Origin of the sequence: Tahibacter amnicola, assembly GCF_025398735.1 — a bacterium.
Taxonomy (GTDB): Bacteria; Pseudomonadota; Gammaproteobacteria; order Xanthomonadales; family Rhodanobacteraceae; genus Tahibacter; species Tahibacter amnicola.
Genome location: NZ_CP104694.1, coordinates 134,251 through 149,223, shown reverse-complemented (window position 1 = coordinate 149,223; position 14,973 = coordinate 134,251). Strand labels below are relative to the sequence as shown.

Below are 14,973 nucleotides of genomic sequence, written 5' to 3'. Positions count from 1 at the left end.
CCCGGGCGATGTGGGCTGCCAAGGTCCCAAGGTCACGGCAATCCACTGGTGCAACGCTGTCCTGGGCCCGGCCAACCGGTACACTGACCTCATGCGCAACAGCAATACGACCCAGCGCCGTGCCCTGCGGCCCCTGGACGACCGCCCGGGTCGGAGCAGCGCCGCCTGCGTGGTGGTGATCCACGGCGAAGGGATGGGACGGCGCGTGCAGCTGGGCGACCAGATCGTGATTGTCGGCCGCTCGCCGGATGTGGAATTCCAGATCAACCATCGCAGCGTGTCGCGCCAGCATTGCCGTATCTGGCGCGAGAACGGCGAGTACCGCATCCGCGACCTGGATTCGACCAACCGCACTTACATCAACGACAAGGCTGTCCAGGAAGCAACGCTCCAGGACGGCGATCACATCGGCGTAGGCGACAGCGTGCTCAAGTTCATGGAGCAGGGTTCGCTCGAGGCGCGCTACCACGAAGAGCTCTACCAGCTTGCCACCTCCGATCCGCTGACGGGCCTGTACAACCGGCGCCAGTTCCAGGAACTGATCGAGAAGGAGATCCTGCGCGCGGCGCGGCATCACCGGAGCCTTTGCCTGGCGCTGGTGGACATCGATCACTTCAAGGCGATCAACGATCGCTTCGGCCACCCGATGGGCGATACGGTGATTCGCGGCGTCGCCGACATCCTGCGGCGCACGGTGCGTTCGGACCAGCTGGTCGCGCGCATCGGCGGGGAGGAATTCGCCCTGGTCTACGCCGAGCAGGTGCTGGCCGAAGCCGCCGAGGGCGCCGAACGCGTGCGCGCGGCCGTGCAGGCGCACCATTTCGAGCTGGGCAACGGGCCGACGGCCGTCACGGTCAGCATCGGGGTGGCGCAGTGGAGCGGGGCGATGAGTGGATTGCCCGGCCTGTTGCGTGCGGCGGACTCCGAGCTCTACCGCGCCAAGCGAACCGGCCGCAACCGCGTCTGCCACGGTGACGACAACACCTGAGCCGGCGCTAGAGCATGCGCCGAAGGGTGGCGTCGCGCCTGACGAGGTGATGCCACAGAGCCGCGCCCACATGCAGCGCGATCAGGCCGTAGAAGAGGCGTCCCAGCAGACTGTGGGCGTTTTCCAGTGCGCCTTCCCAGGCGCCGCCGATACCGGGCAAAGCGGGCACGATCGCGCTGACCAGGGGTAGCGTGATCGTGCGACCCGCTGCCTGCGCGGCGGCCAACCCCAGCAGCGGCTGCACCAGCAGGACCCCATAGATCAATCCGTGCAGCAGCCGTTCCAGCTGGCGCGCTCCGGCAAATGCCTCGGGCGGTGCGGCGGGCGCGTTGCCGAGCAGCCGCGCGGCGACGCGCGGCAGGTACAGCGCCAGGAGCGCAAGACCCGTGGCCATGTGCCATTGCATCAGCGCCGCCCGCACCGGCACGCCGCGCGGGATGAACTCGCGGATTTCCGCCAGGACGCTCGCGGCCACCACCAGCACCGCGCTGAGCCAGTGAAGCCAGCGCAGCAGGCGCGTGTGGCGTTCCCGTGGGGCTGCCGGCTCGACGATCACGCCGTCTTCCGGCGCGCGCGGCCCGGCGCCTGGCGGGCGATGCAGTCGATCTGGTGGTCGTTGACCATCCCCGTGGCCTGCATCAGCGCGTAGCAGATGGTGGAGCCGACAAATGTAAAGCCCCGCTTCTGCAGTGCCTTGCTCATCTGGTCGGATGCCGGCGTGGTCGCGGGCACGTCACCGCGTTCGCGCGGTCGGTTGTCGATCGGCTCGCCGCCGACAAAGCGCCAGAGGAACGTCGACAGACTGCCTTCGGTGCGGATCACTTCCAGCGCCGCGCGGGCGTTCTTGCGCACCGAATACACTTTGAGCCGGTTGCGCACGATACCCGGATCGGCCAGGACGGTTTCCAGTTCCGCATCGGTCATCGCCGCGCAACGGGCGATAGCGAAATCGTGGAAAACACGGCGGTAGTTGTCGCGCTTGGCCAGCACCGTGCGCCAGGACAGGCCCGCCTGGGCGCCTTCCAGGCAGAGGAATTCGAACAGGCGCTGCTCATCGCGTAGCGGGCGGCCCCACTCGGTGTCGTGGTAGTCGCGCTCGATGTCGCTGTTTTCGGCCCAGGCGCAACGCGTCGTCATGGGGCCACCTGGCGCAGCCAGTCGTTGAGGTTGTAGTAGTTGGTCACGCGCGTGATGAGGCCATCCTCGATGGCAAAGAACGCGCCGCCGGGCAGCACGTAGCGTTGCCCGGCCGCCGCCGGAAGGCCTTCGTCGGTCTGCAGGTACTGGCCGTGAACGACGTACTCGGCCGCGCCGCGACTGCCGTCGGCATTGGCCATCACCACGATATCTCTTAGTTGTTCCTTGTAGCAGCGGTTCATCCGCCCCAGGAAGCTGCGGAAGGCTTCCACGCCGATCTCTTCACCACCCTGGTTGATGGCATGGCGCACATCATCCGACAGGCAGCTCAGCATGCCTTCCCAGTCGCCCTTGTTGAAGGCGGTGTAGTAGCGGAGCAGAAGCTCCGTCGCGCGATCCATGGAACGTACGCCGTCGACGATCATGCCGTTCTCCATCCTGTTCGATATCGGGGTTCCTGCGCGGAACCTGTAGGCGGGACACGCCCTGTCCGTGGCGGCGGATCATGGCGCAGGGCCGGTCGCGGCGCCAGATCGCCGGTATCATCGACAACCGCGTTCTCGCCAGCGACGACGAATGACCACAGATTCCGCGCGCCGATCAGCCCTGGTGGCCCTGTTGTTGCTCACCCTGGTGTGGGGCTACAACTGGATCGTGATGAAACAGGTGCTGCGCGATTGCGGGCCGTTTCATTTCGCGGCGATCCGCGCCGTGCTCGCCACGCTGGTGCTGGTTATCGCGATGGCGCTGCGCGGCGTGCCACTGAAGCCGCCGCCGCTGTTGGGCACCGCGGCCCTGGGCCTGTTCCAGACGACCGCGTTCCAGGGGCTGGTGCAGTGGGCGCTGGTAGAGGGCGCGGCCGGAAAGACCGCGCTGCTGGTCTACACCATGCCGTTCTGGCTGATCCTGCCGGCCTGGTGGCTGTTGCACGAACGTCCGCGACGCGCGCAGCTGGCCTGGACCGCGCTGGCCGGTGCCGGACTGGTGCTGGTGCTGCAGCCCTGGCGGGGCCTTGGCGGGCTGGGTAGCGCGTTGCTGGCGCTGGCAGCGGGCCTGGCCTGGTCGATCAGCGTCGTGATCTCCAAGCGCATGTCCGCTGGCGGTGAGGTATCGGCGTTGTCGCTCACCACGTGGCAGATGGGGTTCGGCGCGATTGGACTGGTCCTGATCGCGCTGCTGGTGCCCGAACGGGCCATTGCCTGGACACCCGGCTTCATCGCCGGCCTTGCCTACAACGCGGTACTGGCCTCGGGGCTGGCATGGGTGCTGTGGGCGATGGTGGTGCAGCGATTGCCGGCCACCGTGGCCGGCATTACCAGCCTGGCCGTGCCGCTGACGGGTTTTGTCTTTGCCTGGGTGCTGCTCGGCGAGCGCCCGCTGCCGATCGAGGCCGGCGGCATCGCGCTGGTCGCCGCGGCGCTGGTCGGCATCACGCGACCGGCGCGCCAACCCGAGGAATAGCGGATCAGCCCGCGCGGGGCGTCATCCAGGGCAGTGCGTCCGGGTCAACGTTGCCGCCGGTGAGCACCAGGCCGACGCGCTTTCCGGCGAAGCGGTCCGGGTAGCGCAGCACCGCGGCCAGCACCGTGGCGCTGGACGGCTCGATCACCTGCTTGAGGCGTTCCCAGGCCAGACGCATCGCGGCGATGATCTGCGCATCGGATACGGGCAGCACGTCACGCACGTGCTGGCGCATGATGGCGAAATTGATCTCGCCGATCGTGCCGCGCAGACCGTCGGCGATGGTGTCGGGCGTGATGGCCGTGAAGCGCTCACCGCGCCGGAACGATTCGTACGCGTCGGGCGCGCCTTCCGGCTCTGCTGCGTAGACAGTGACGGCGGGATCCAGTCCCCGCGCCGCGATGGCGCAGCCGCTCACCAGGCCGCCGCCGCCCACGGGCGTGACCAGAATGTCCAGGCCGCCGCTCTGGTGCATCAGTTCCAGTGCCGCCGTGCCCTGGCCTGCAATGACGCGCACATCCGTATACGGGTGCACAAGTTCGGCACCGGTGTCGCGCCGAACCGACTCGGCGGTGGCTTCCCGCGCGGCGATGGTGGGCGCGCAGTAGTGCAGGGTGGCGCCGTTGGCCTGAATGGCGGCAACCTTCGAACGGTTCGCCCCTTCCGGCACGACCACGTGCGCGGGAATGCCGCGCGTCTTCGCGGCCAGAGCCAGTGCGGCGCCGTGGTTGCCGGATGAATGAGTGACGACGCCGGCCGCGGCCATGGATTCATCCAGCGACCACACCGCATTGCAGGCGCCACGGAACTTGAACGCGCCCACGCGCTGGAGGTTTTCGCACTTGAAATAGAGGCGCGCGCCCGTCAGTTCATCCAGGCTGCGCGACTGCAGGACCGGCGTAATGTGCGCGTGCGGCGCGATGCGCGCCGCCGCGTCACGAATGGTGTCGAGTGTGACGCAGTCAGGATTGTTCATATCCTCGTGACGATACAGGCGGTAAAACGGGCATGCTAGCCTGCGCTGCCGACATCCGCCCACCCCTGACATGCCCGCCAAGCCCGATCGCGAACTGCCCGTCCTGTTGCGTGAGTACCGTCCACCGGCCTGGCGCGTCGACCATGTCGACCTGGAATTTGACCTCGGCATCCACCGTACCCGGGTCGATGCGCGCCTGACGCTGCGGCGTGCAGGCCCGGCCGGAGAGCCGCTGTTCCTGGATGGCGAAGGCCTGCGCCTGGTGTCGATCGCCCTGGATGGCCGACCGCTGGATGTCACGGAATACCGGCTGGACGAGCACGGCCTGACGATCGCGCAGATGCCCGACGGCGCGGTGTTGCATACCTGCGTTGAACTGGATCCATCGACCAATTCCGCGTTGCAGGGGCTATACCTGTCGGGTACGCCGGAGCACGGTTTCCTGCTGACGCAATGCGAAGCCGAGGGGTTTCGCCGCATCACCTTCTTCCCGGACCGGCCCGACGTACTGGCCCGCTACACCACGACGCTGCGTGCGGATCCGGCGCGCTTCCCGATTCTCCTGGCCAACGGCAACCCCGCCGGCACCGGATTGCTGGACGACGGCCGCCTCTGGGCCCGCTGGGACGATCCGCATCCCAAGCCGTGTTACCTGTTCGCGCTGGTGGCCGGGCGCCTGGAAGTCCTGGAGCGGGCTTTCGTCACGGCCGAGGGACGGGCGGTGACGCTGCGCATCTACGCCGAGGCCGATGCCATCGACCGCTGCGGCTACGCGATGGATGCGCTCGAGCGCGCCATGCGCTGGGATGAGGAGCACTATGGCCGATGCTACGACCTGGACGTTTTCCACATCGTCGCCACGCACGATTTCAACATGGGGGCCATGGAGAACAAGGGCCTGAACATCTTCAACGCCAAGTACCTGTTGGCGGACCCGGCCCGCTCCACCGACGATGATTACCGCCACGTCGAAGCGATCGTCGCGCACGAGTATTTCCACAACTGGACCGGTAATCGCGTGACCTGTCGCGACTGGTTCCAGCTGTCGCTCAAGGAAGGCCTCACGGTGTTCCGCGAGCAGCAGTTCAGCGCTGACATGGGATCTCACGTGCTCAAGCGTATCGAGGACGTGCAGCTGCTGCGTCGCGCGCAGTTTCCCGAGGACGCCGGGCCCCTGGCGCATCCGGTCCGTCCCGACCGCTACAGCGCGATCGACAATTTCTACACCGCCACCGTGTACGACAAGGGCGCCGAGCTGGTGCGCATGCTGGCCGGCCGCCTGGGTCCGGCGGGCTGGCGCCGCGGCATGGACGAATACTTTGCGCGCCATGATGGCGAGGCGGCCACCGTCGAGGACTTTCTCGCCGCGCTGGGGGAGGCCAACGAGGTCGACTTGCGCGGGTACCTTGTCTGGTACGCGCAGGCGGGCACGCCACAACTGCTTGCCAGCGGCCGCTACGACGCCGCCCATCGCACCTATACCCTGGAATTGCGCCAGCACACCGCGCCCACGCCGGGCCAGGACGTGAAGCAACCCCTGCCAGTTCCGGTGCGGCTGGCTCTGCTCGACGCCGGCGGGCAGCCCCTGCCATTGCGCGGTGCCAGTGCGCAGGCGGCGGTGTCCGAATGCGTCGTGGAGTTGCGTGACGCGCAGGCCGCATTCACGTTCGTGGATATTGATCGACCGCGCGCCGCGTCACTGCTGCGGGGATTCTCCGCGCCGGTGCGCGTGGAAGCGGGATTTGGCGCCGATGACCTGGCTTTCCTCGTGCGTCATGAGTCCGACGGGTTCAACCGCTGGGAAGCGGCGCAACAGCTCGCGCGGCTGGCCTTCGACCGCGTCCTGGCGGGCGACCTGCGTGCCGCGGAGATTGGCGTATGGGTCAGCACGGTTTCCGCCCTGCTCGATGACAACCGCGTCGAACCGGCCCTCCTGGCCGAACTGCTGACGCCACCGGACGCGCTGGAACTGGCGGAGCGCTGCGAGCCGTTTGATCCCGCCGCGGTGTACCGCGCACGCGAATTCCTGGAAAAGAGCCTGGCCCAGGTGACCGGAGCGCGCGTGGCGGCGCGCCACGGCCAACTCGTGGAGGCGGAGCAGGGTGCGCTCGACGGCGCCAGCCAGTCGCGGCGTCGCCTTGCCGGCCGATGCCTGGGCCTGTGGATGCGCGCCGATCCCACTGCTGCCGCAGAAGTAGCAGCGCGGCGCGCGGCGCAGGCGCCGAACATGACCGAGCGGCTGGCGGCGCTGACCCTCCTGGCGCATCACGGCGCCCCCCAGGCCGAGGCGGCGCTGGGCGACTTCGCCGCGCGCTACGCCGACGATCCGATCACCCTGGACAAATGGTTCGCCTTGCAGGCGCAGATCCCCGCCGAAGCGGCGGTGGAACGCGTTGCCGCGCTGCGCGCTGACAGCCGTTTCAACCTGCGCAATCCCAACCGGGTCTATGCGCTGCTGCGCGCCTTCGCGGCGCGCAACCTCGTCGCCTTCCACCGGCCCGACGGTGCCGGCTATGCGCTGATCGAGGATTGCCTGGTCGAACTGGATGCGATCAATCCCACCACGGCCTCGCGCCTGGCGGCCACCCTCAAGGACTGGAAACGCCTGGAACCGACGCGCCGGGTCTTGCTGCAGGCGAGCGTCGAGCGCCTCGCCGCGGCGGCGACATCGCCGGACCTTGCCGACATCCTGCGACGTACGCTTGCCTGACGTCGTCTTTGCGCAGGATTGCATCGTTTTCTAACGCTTCCTCAACCGTGCGGGACTACACTCAGAGCCCCGCACGCGCCCGGTGATCAGCATGCGTCGCTTCCTGTCATCCTTTGTCGTCGTCGCAGCCGTGGCCGGCTGCGCGCAGGTCCCCGAATACCGTTACCGCACCGGTGAGGCCGATTACTACTACGACCGGGACGATTCCTACCGGCCGGACTACATCGCCTACAGCCGCTACTACTCCGCGCTGTGGCCGGCTTACCACGGCTACTACGATCCGTTCTGGTCGTCGTCCTTTTACTACGGCGTCACCTGGTACCCGACGAACCTGTTCGGTTTTGGCGGCGGTTGGGGCGGACCCTACTGGTCCTACTCGCCCTGGTATGGCAGCTGGTGGGACGGTTACTACGACTGGGCCTGGTGGGAGCAGCAGCACGCGCGACAGGCGTACTGGCAGCGCTTCGGCAGCGTCGCGAACGAACGTGCGGCGGTGGCAGGCCTGCAGCGGACTTCGGCGCCGCCCCGGATGCCCTTGGATGAGGCGCGTATGCCGGCGGAGAGCGGCCGGCGCACGCGCGTCGATGCCGAACAATCCGTGCGCAGGGCTGACACGTCCATGCCGTTCCCGACACGGGAGGACACAGTCGGTCCACGTCGGACAACGCGTCCCCGTCCGTATGGTGATCCACCGATCCCCGGCGACGTGACGCGGGGCGGCCGGATCACGCGGATGCCGATCGACGAAGGGGCGCCGGTGCGCACGCCGACGCCGGTGCGGGAACCCCGGATCCGCCAGGCTGACGCGATGCCGTCGCCGGTCCGCAGTGCCCCCTCGATGCCTTCAGCGCCGCGGTCGATGCCGCCGCCGGCACCTTCGCGCCAGCGCGAGGCCGATCCGGACCGCTGAAACCGGCGCGCTTCGCAACCGGTAGCGAACCCTGGAAAAAAGCGACCTCGCGTGGGCGCGAGGTCGGGGGCTAACCGCGCAATGAACGCGCGGAGGGAGAGAGAGGGTGTGAGATCGGTCGATCAGGCCAGCAGGCGTCCCAGGGCTTCGTTGAGACGCGCAATGCGCGACAGGAGCGGTGCCACCAGGCTTTCGGCCTCATTCGCGGACTTGTGACTGCGGATATCTTCGATCGCCAACTCCAGGCGGCCGACTTCGATCATCAGGTCCTGGCGCAGGAACAGCGGATTGACGCGCATGAGGGTGTCGTTGGCGAGGTTCATCGAACTGCTCCGTAACCGATCTTCGAGGTGCGTGATCTGTGATGCAGTTCGCGTGCCAGGATCAAAAAATTGCGGGATCTGTCACGGTAGTCACGTTCGTCGCGAGAGTGACGACGTCTGTCGGATAGTGACCGGAGCTGACAGACCTTGCACGCAACCGGAATCTACGAAGACCTTCACGGTTTACTAATGTGTACGAGCGCTACTCTTAGCCGTGAATACAAAAACGCCGCGGCGCTACGCGTCGCGGCGTCATACCGGTTACTGGCGCCCGGCATACGGTCCTCTTGGATTCCCCCTGTTCCTACGACCGCCGGGCGCCAGCCTTATCTGGCGTCGCCCCTCGATCGTGGTGCGTCCTCCCACCGACGCAGAGCCGGCCCCTGAATTCCGACTATCGACGTGCTCGCAAACGCCGTGCGTCGGTGGGAGTGCGAGTTTTATAAAGCACGAGCTGTGCCAATCCTTGAGACCGACGCCCACCGGGTCTGCTGGCCCTGATCTTCGGTGTTTTACGGTGCGCCATGATCCGCCGGGTGACAAAAACCCATCGCCGGGCCGCCACCATCTCGTCATCCGGCGACGGCCCGGCGTCACCGGTTGTCACAGATGACCGATTCCCGACGTGCCTTGCTCCGGGCAGCTTTGCCAGCGGCTTGTCAATACCCTGGTAGAATCGCCGCCCTGGTTTTTCAGTCACTGCAGCACCCATGGATTACTCCCGACATTTCGACGTCATCGTCATCGGCGGCGGCCACGCCGGTACCGAAGCGGCACTCGCGGCGGCGCGCAGTGGCGCACAGACACTGTTGCTGTCCCACAACATCGAAACGATCGGGCAGATGAGCTGCAATCCGGCCATCGGTGGCATCGGCAAGGGCCACCTGGTCAAGGAGATCGATGCCCTCGGTGGCGCGATGGCGCGTGCGGCCGACCAGGCCGGCATCCAGTGGCGCGTCCTCAACGCCTCCAAGGGCGCCGCGGTGCGCGCCACGCGCTGCCAGGCCGATCGCGTCCGCTATAAGGCAGCCATTCGCGGCATGGTGGAACAACAGGCAAACCTGGCATTGTTCCAACAGGCCGTGGACGACCTGATCCTCGAGGGCGACCGCGTCGCCGGTGTCATCACCCAGATGGGCCTGCGCTTCCGCGCGCGCGCCATCGTGCTGACGGCGGGTACCTTCCTCGCCGGCAAGATCCACATTGGCTTTGCCAACTACGCCGGTGGCCGGGCGGGCGACCCGCCGGCCGCCACGCTGGCCTCGCGCCTGCGCGAACTCAAGCTGGGTACCGACCGCCTCAAGACCGGCACTCCGCCGCGCATCGACGGCCGAACCATCGATTACTCGGGGCTGGAGGCGCAGCCGGGCGACGATCCGATGCCGGTGTTCTCTTTCCTGGGCGATGTCAGCGAACATCCGCGCCAGGTCAGCTGCTGGATCACCCACACCAGCCAGCACACCCACGACATCATCCGCGGCGCGCTGGACCGCTCGCCGCTCTACACCGGTAAGATCGAAGGCGTCGGCCCGCGCTACTGTCCATCGATTGAAGACAAGGTGGTGCGGTTCGCCGAAAAGGAGACACACCAGATCTTCATCGAGCCCGAAGGCCTGGACACCGTCGAGATCTATCCCAACGGCATTTCCACCAGCCTGCCGTTCGACGTGCAGCTGGCGCTGGTGCGTTCGATCAAGGGGTTCGAGAACGCGCACATCACGCGGCCGGGTTATGCGATCGAGTACGACTATTTCGATCCGCGCGGCCTCAAGGCCTCGCTGGAAACCAAGGCCATCGAGGGGCTGTATTTCGCCGGCCAGATCAACGGCACCACCGGTTATGAGGAAGCGGCGGCACAAGGGCTGCTGGCGGGGCTGAATGCCGCGCTCGCCACCCAGGGCAAGGCGCCGTGGACGCCACGTCGCGATGAGGCCTACCTCGGCGTGCTGGTGGACGACCTCATCACCAACGGCACCACCGAGCCGTACCGCATGTTCACCTCGCGAGCCGAGTACCGCCTGCAGTTGCGCGAAGACAATGCCGATCTTCGCCTCACCGAAACCGGCTTCCAGCTCGGCTGCGTGGATGCGCCGCGTCACGACGCGTTCCGGCGCAAGCGCGATGCCGTCGAACGTGAGACAGAGCGCCTGCGCGGGCTGTGGGCTGCACCCGGCAACGCGCTCGGACGCCAGATCGAAGCCGAGCTCGGCATTACGCTGTCGCGCGAAACCAGTGCGCTGGATCTGCTGCGCCGGCCGGAAGTGGACTACAGCCACATCGCGCGCGTGCCCGGGCTGGGGCCGGTGGTCGATGATGTGCGAGTTTCTGAACAGGTGGAAATTTCGGCAAAGTATTCGGGGTATCTCGAGCGCCAGCGCGAAGAGATCGAGCGTGCACGCCGGCATGAGGAAACGCCGATCCCTGACCCGTTCGACTACGACCAGGTCAGCGGCCTTTCCGCCGAGGTGGCGCAGAAACTCAAGCGATCCCTGCCGCAGACCGTCGGGCAGGCGATGCGCATCGCCGGCGTGACACCGGCGGCGATTTCGCTACTGCTGGTGCACCTCAAGCGCAGCAAGGGTCGTCGCGTCGCCTGAGACGCCGGCGCTGCACGCTCTGCGGCGCCGAACCTTGACATTGACCGTTCCGCCGGCATTGCCGGCATGAACGCCGGCCGTCTGCGCGGGCGGTCGACCTGCACACGGAATCGGCCTGCAAGACTGCTAGACTCCGCCGCTGACACGGTCGCGAAAGCGGTGGCCGTGCGCGTATCCGCAGGACTGAACAGAACACCCTCATGCTCACAATCGAACAGAAGATTGCCGAGGAGATCGGCGCAAAATCCGTGCAGGTGAATGCCGCGATCGAATTGCTCGACGGCGGCGCGACGGTTCCCTTCATTGCCCGTTACCGCAAGGAAGTCACCGGCGGCCTGGATGATACCCAGCTGCGCAATCTGGAAGAGCGCCTGCGCTATCTGCGCGAGCTGGAAGAGCGCCGCAGCGCCATCCTGGCCAGCATCGCCGAACAGGGCAAGCTGAGCGACGAGCTGAAAAAAGAAATTGTAGAAGCCGATACAAAGGCGCGTCTGGAAGATCTATACCTTCCCTACAAGCCGAAGCGCCGCACCAAGGCGCAGATCGCCCGCGAGGCCGGCCTGCAGCCCCTGGCCGACGGCCTGCGCAGCGACCCCACGCAAGCCCCCGAGGAAGCAGCCAAGGCATTCATCAACGCCGAGAAGGGCATCAACGACATCAAGGGCGCGCTCGACGGTGCGCGTTCGATTCTCCTGGAAGAGTTCTCGGAAGACGCCGCACTGGTCGGCCAGCTGCGTGAATGGCTGACCGAGCGTGGCCAGATCCGCGCGAAAGTCGTCGCCGGCAAGGAAGCCGAAGGCGCCAAATTCCGCGACTACTTCGACCACGCCGAAGCGATCAAGTCGATTCCTTCGCATCGCCTGCTTGCCCTGTTCCGGGCGCGCAACGAGGGTATTCTGGACCTGGAACTGGAGCCGACCATCGAGCCCGACCAGGGCCACGCCGAGGCCGAAGGCCGCGTTGCCGCGCACTTCGGTATCGCCCAGCGCGGCCGTGCGGCGGATACCTGGTTGCTGGAAACCTGCCGCCAGACCTGGCGCGTGAAGCTGCACCTGCACCTGGCGCTGGACCTCTTCGGCAAGAGCCGTGAAGGCGCCGAGGACGAGGCGATCCGCGTCTTTGGCGACAACCTGAAGGACCTGTTGCTGGCGGCCCCTGCGGGCCCGAAAGTCGTCATGGGGCTTGATCCGGGCATCCGTACCGGCGTCAAGGTGGCGGTGGTCGATGGCACCGGCAAGCTTCTGACGACCCACACCGTTTACCCGCACGAACCGAAGAACCAGTGGGACCAGTCCATCGCGCAGCTCGCGGCCATGTGCAAGCAGCTGGGCGTGAACCTGATCGCCATCGGCAATGGCACGGCCTCGCGTGAAACCGACAAGCTCGTCGGCGACATGCTCAAGAAGCATCCGGATATCAAGCTCGCGAAGGTCGTGGTCAGCGAGGCCGGCGCCTCGGTGTATTCCGCCTCGGAAATGGCCGCCAGGGAATTCCCGGAACTCGACGTGAGCCTGCGCGGCGCGGTGTCGATTGCGCGCCGTCTGCAGGATCCACTGGCCGAACTGGTGAAGATCGAACCCAAAGCCATTGGTGTGGGCCAGTACCAGCACGACGTGAACCAGGTGAAGCTGGCGCGCGCGCTGGATGCCCGCGTGGAAGACTGCGTGAACGCGGTGGGCGTCGACGTCAACACGGCGTCCGCGCCACTGCTGGCCCGCGTCGCCGGCCTGTCCGCCTCGGTGGCGGAGAACGTCGTGAAATTCCGCGATGCCAACGGCCCGTTCAAGACGCGCGACGCACTCAAGAAAGTACCGCGGCTGGGCGACAAGGCGTTCGAACAGTGCGCCGGCTTCCTGCGTATTCCGGCCGGTGACAATCCGCTCGACGCCTCGTCTGTCCATCCGGAGGCCTACCCGGTGGTCGAGCGCATCATCAAGGCCTGTGGCCGCGAGGTGCGCCAGATCATCGGCGACACCAGCTTCCTCAAGACGCTGCGGGCCGAGCAGTTCACCGACGACACCTTCGGCCTGCCGACCGTGCGCGACATCCTGCGTGAACTGGAAAAACCCGGCCGCGACCCGCGCCCGGAGTTCGTCACCGCGGCTTTCGCCGAGGGCGTGGAAGATCTCAAGGACCTCAAGCCCGGCATGGTGCTGGAAGGCCGCGTGTCCAACGTCGCGGCGTTCGGTGCCTTCGTCGATATCGGCGTGCACCAGGACGGCCTCGTGCATGTGTCCGCGCTGTCGACCAAGTTCGTGAAAGACCCGCGCGAGGTGGTGAAGGCGGGCGATGTGGTCAAGGTGAAGGTGCTGGAGGTCGATATCCCGCGCAAGCGCATCGCCCTGACCATGCGCCTGGACGACCCGCTCGGCGATACCCGCACCAGCGCGCCGGGTGCCGCGGCAGCCCGCAAGGATGACCGCGGGCCGCGTCGTGACGGCGCGTCGCGTCCCGGCGGTGCGCGGCCCGGCAGTGCGCCGGCGCCGACCAACAACGCCTTCGCCGACGCGTTCGCGCGCGCCAAGCGAAACTGACCGATGCTGCGGCCCGGCATTGCAGTCATCGTGGCCCTCGGGCTGGCGGTGGCGCCAGCCGGTGCCGCCATCCGCTCAACGCCCGTGCCCCTGCCCATGCAGGGTCACGCGGCGCAGCCCGGCCTCGATACGGACGCCAAGGGCGACATCTACCTGAGCTGGATCGCGACGGCCGCGAAAGGTCACCAACTGCGCTTCAGCCGCTGGGACGGCAAGGGCTTCACCGTGTCGGCCACCGTCGCCCAGGGCACGCGGTGGTTCGTGAACTGGGCCGATGTGCCTGGCCTGCGCGTCATGCCCGACGGCGCCCTGGTGGCCTGGTGGCTGGAGAAGACGGCGCCGGGCACCTATGCCTACGGCGTCCGCCTGACGCGCTCGGCCGATGGCGGCAGGACCTGGTCCGACGCCGTATCGGCGCACGCCGACAGCAGCCCCGCCGAACACGGTTTCGTTTCGCTCTGGCCAATGGACGCACACCGGTTCGCCCTGGTCTGGCTCGATGGCCGCGACGCGCCGTCCGAGGACGCCCATGACCACGGCGGCGAAGGCGCCACCGGGCTGCGGACGGCGGTCTTCTCCAGTGCGATGCAGGCAGCGGGTGAATCGCTGATCGACGCCCGTGTGTGCGACTGCTGCCAGACCGACGTGGCGCTGGCCCGCCAGGGGCCGGTCGTCGTATTCCGCGACCGGAGCGAGAAGGAAATTCGCGACATTGCCGTGGTGCGCTGGGACGGCAGCCGCTGGAGTACGCCGCGGCCCGTCCATGCCGATAACTGGACGATGCCGGGATGTCCGGTAAATGGCCCGGCCGTCGCCGCCCGGGGCGATGATGTCTACGTCGCCTGGTACACGGCGCCAGGCGACCAGCCTACGTTGCGCCTGGCGCGTTCTACGGACGGCGGCGCCTCCTTCGCCGCGCCGGTGACTTTGCCCGCGCGGCGGTCAGTCAGCGGGCGGGTGGACCTGGCCCTGGTGAAGGACGCCGTCTGGGTGAGCTGGCTGGAAGAAACGGACGAGGGCGCCTTCCTCATGGCAGCCCGTTACACCAGCGATTTGTCGACAGTGGATACCACCCAGATCGCGACCTTGCCCCGTGGCCGCGGAACGGGCGTTCCGCGCCTGGCGCCCCACGGAGATGGCGCCTTCCTCGTCTGGACAACGGTGACCGATGGCCAGCCACAGCTGCGTGCCGCGCAACTGAGCGAGGCACCGGCGGACTGAGCGTGAATGCGGCCGGTCCATCGGCTGGCGCGCGTCACCTCGGGTCCGGCGCGTGCGGCCGTTGGAGCCGCCGGCGACGCGGGCTATCCTCTGCCGTCCGATCCTCCACGGCACTC

12 protein-coding genes are annotated in these 14,973 nt (G+C 67.3%); 7 read left to right on the top strand and 5 right to left on the bottom strand.

The features are described 5' to 3' along the window. Positions 1-91 precede the first annotated feature (91 nt). Positions 92-988 (top strand): GGDEF domain-containing protein, encoded by an 897-nt coding sequence (locus N4264_RS00590; protein WP_261695147.1) that lies wholly within the window; start codon positions 92-94, stop codon positions 986-988. Between the two features lie 7 nt (positions 989-995). On the opposite strand, the gene N4264_RS00585 is transcribed toward N4264_RS00590, so the two are convergent. From N4264_RS00585 to N4264_RS00575, 3 genes are read right to left on the bottom strand one after another with little or no spacing between them, the layout of a single operon-like run. After that, complete coding sequence (locus N4264_RS00585) at positions 996-1,544, bottom strand: cytochrome b (RefSeq protein WP_261695146.1); 549 nt, start codon at positions 1,542-1,544, stop codon at positions 996-998. Next, positions 1,541-2,125 carry a DNA-3-methyladenine glycosylase I gene (locus tag N4264_RS00580; protein WP_261695145.1) on the bottom strand — a complete coding sequence of 195 codons (585 nt, stop codon included), beginning with the start codon at positions 2,123-2,125 and terminating at the stop codon, positions 1,541-1,543. Before N4264_RS00580 ends, N4264_RS00585 begins: the two co-directional genes overlap by 4 nt. Beyond that, a complete protein-coding gene (locus N4264_RS00575; RefSeq protein ID WP_261695144.1) occupies positions 2,122-2,550 on the bottom strand; it encodes a ketosteroid isomerase-related protein in 429 nt (142 codons plus the stop codon). The genes N4264_RS00580 and N4264_RS00575 overlap by 4 nt, the downstream gene beginning before the upstream one ends. 151 nt (positions 2,551-2,701) lie before the next feature. Here N4264_RS00575 and N4264_RS00570 point away from each other — a divergent pair, with 151 nt between their 5' ends. Beyond that, entirely contained in the window at positions 2,702-3,586 is an 885-nt protein-coding gene (locus N4264_RS00570; RefSeq protein WP_261695143.1) for a DMT family transporter, read from the top strand. A 4-nt stretch (positions 3,587-3,590) separates the two neighbouring features. Here the strand turns inward: N4264_RS00570 and N4264_RS00565 are convergent, their stop codons facing one another. Beyond that, positions 3,591-4,562 carry a pyridoxal-phosphate dependent enzyme gene (locus N4264_RS00565; RefSeq protein ID WP_261695142.1) on the bottom strand — a complete coding sequence of 324 codons (972 nt, stop codon included), beginning with the start codon at positions 4,560-4,562 and terminating at the stop codon, positions 3,591-3,593. A gap of 70 nt (positions 4,563-4,632) precedes the next feature. Here N4264_RS00565 and pepN point away from each other — a divergent pair, with 70 nt between their 5' ends. Next, entirely contained in the window at positions 4,633-7,272 is a 2,640-nt protein-coding gene (pepN, locus tag N4264_RS00560) for an aminopeptidase N (protein WP_261695141.1), read from the top strand. Between the two features lie 91 nt (positions 7,273-7,363). After that, complete coding sequence (locus N4264_RS00555) at positions 7,364-8,182, top strand: hypothetical protein (RefSeq protein ID WP_261695140.1); 819 nt, start codon at positions 7,364-7,366, stop codon at positions 8,180-8,182. A gap of 122 nt (positions 8,183-8,304) precedes the next feature. Here the strand turns inward: N4264_RS00555 and N4264_RS00550 are convergent, their stop codons facing one another. Next, the gene (locus N4264_RS00550; protein ID WP_261695139.1) at positions 8,305-8,505 is read right to left on the bottom strand and encodes a hypothetical protein; all 201 of its coding nucleotides are present in this window, start codon (positions 8,503-8,505) and stop codon (positions 8,305-8,307) included. Positions 8,506-9,215: 710 nt separating this feature from the next. Here N4264_RS00550 and mnmG point away from each other — a divergent pair. The 3 genes from mnmG (at position 9,216) to N4264_RS00535 (ending at position 14,857) form a co-directional block, all read left to right on the top strand. Then, on the top strand, positions 9,216-11,102 hold the full coding sequence (mnmG, locus tag N4264_RS00545) for a tRNA uridine-5-carboxymethylaminomethyl(34) synthesis enzyme MnmG (RefSeq protein ID WP_261695138.1): 1,887 nt from the start codon (positions 9,216-9,218) through the stop codon (positions 11,100-11,102). Positions 11,103-11,302: 200 nt separating this feature from the next. Next, positions 11,303-13,636, top strand: coding sequence for a Tex family protein (locus N4264_RS00540; protein WP_261695137.1), 2,334 nt, complete (start codon positions 11,303-11,305; stop codon positions 13,634-13,636). Between the two features lie 3 nt (positions 13,637-13,639). Beyond that, on the top strand, positions 13,640-14,857 hold the full coding sequence (locus N4264_RS00535) for a hypothetical protein (RefSeq protein WP_261695136.1): 1,218 nt from the start codon (positions 13,640-13,642) through the stop codon (positions 14,855-14,857). Positions 14,858-14,973 lie beyond the last annotated feature (116 nt).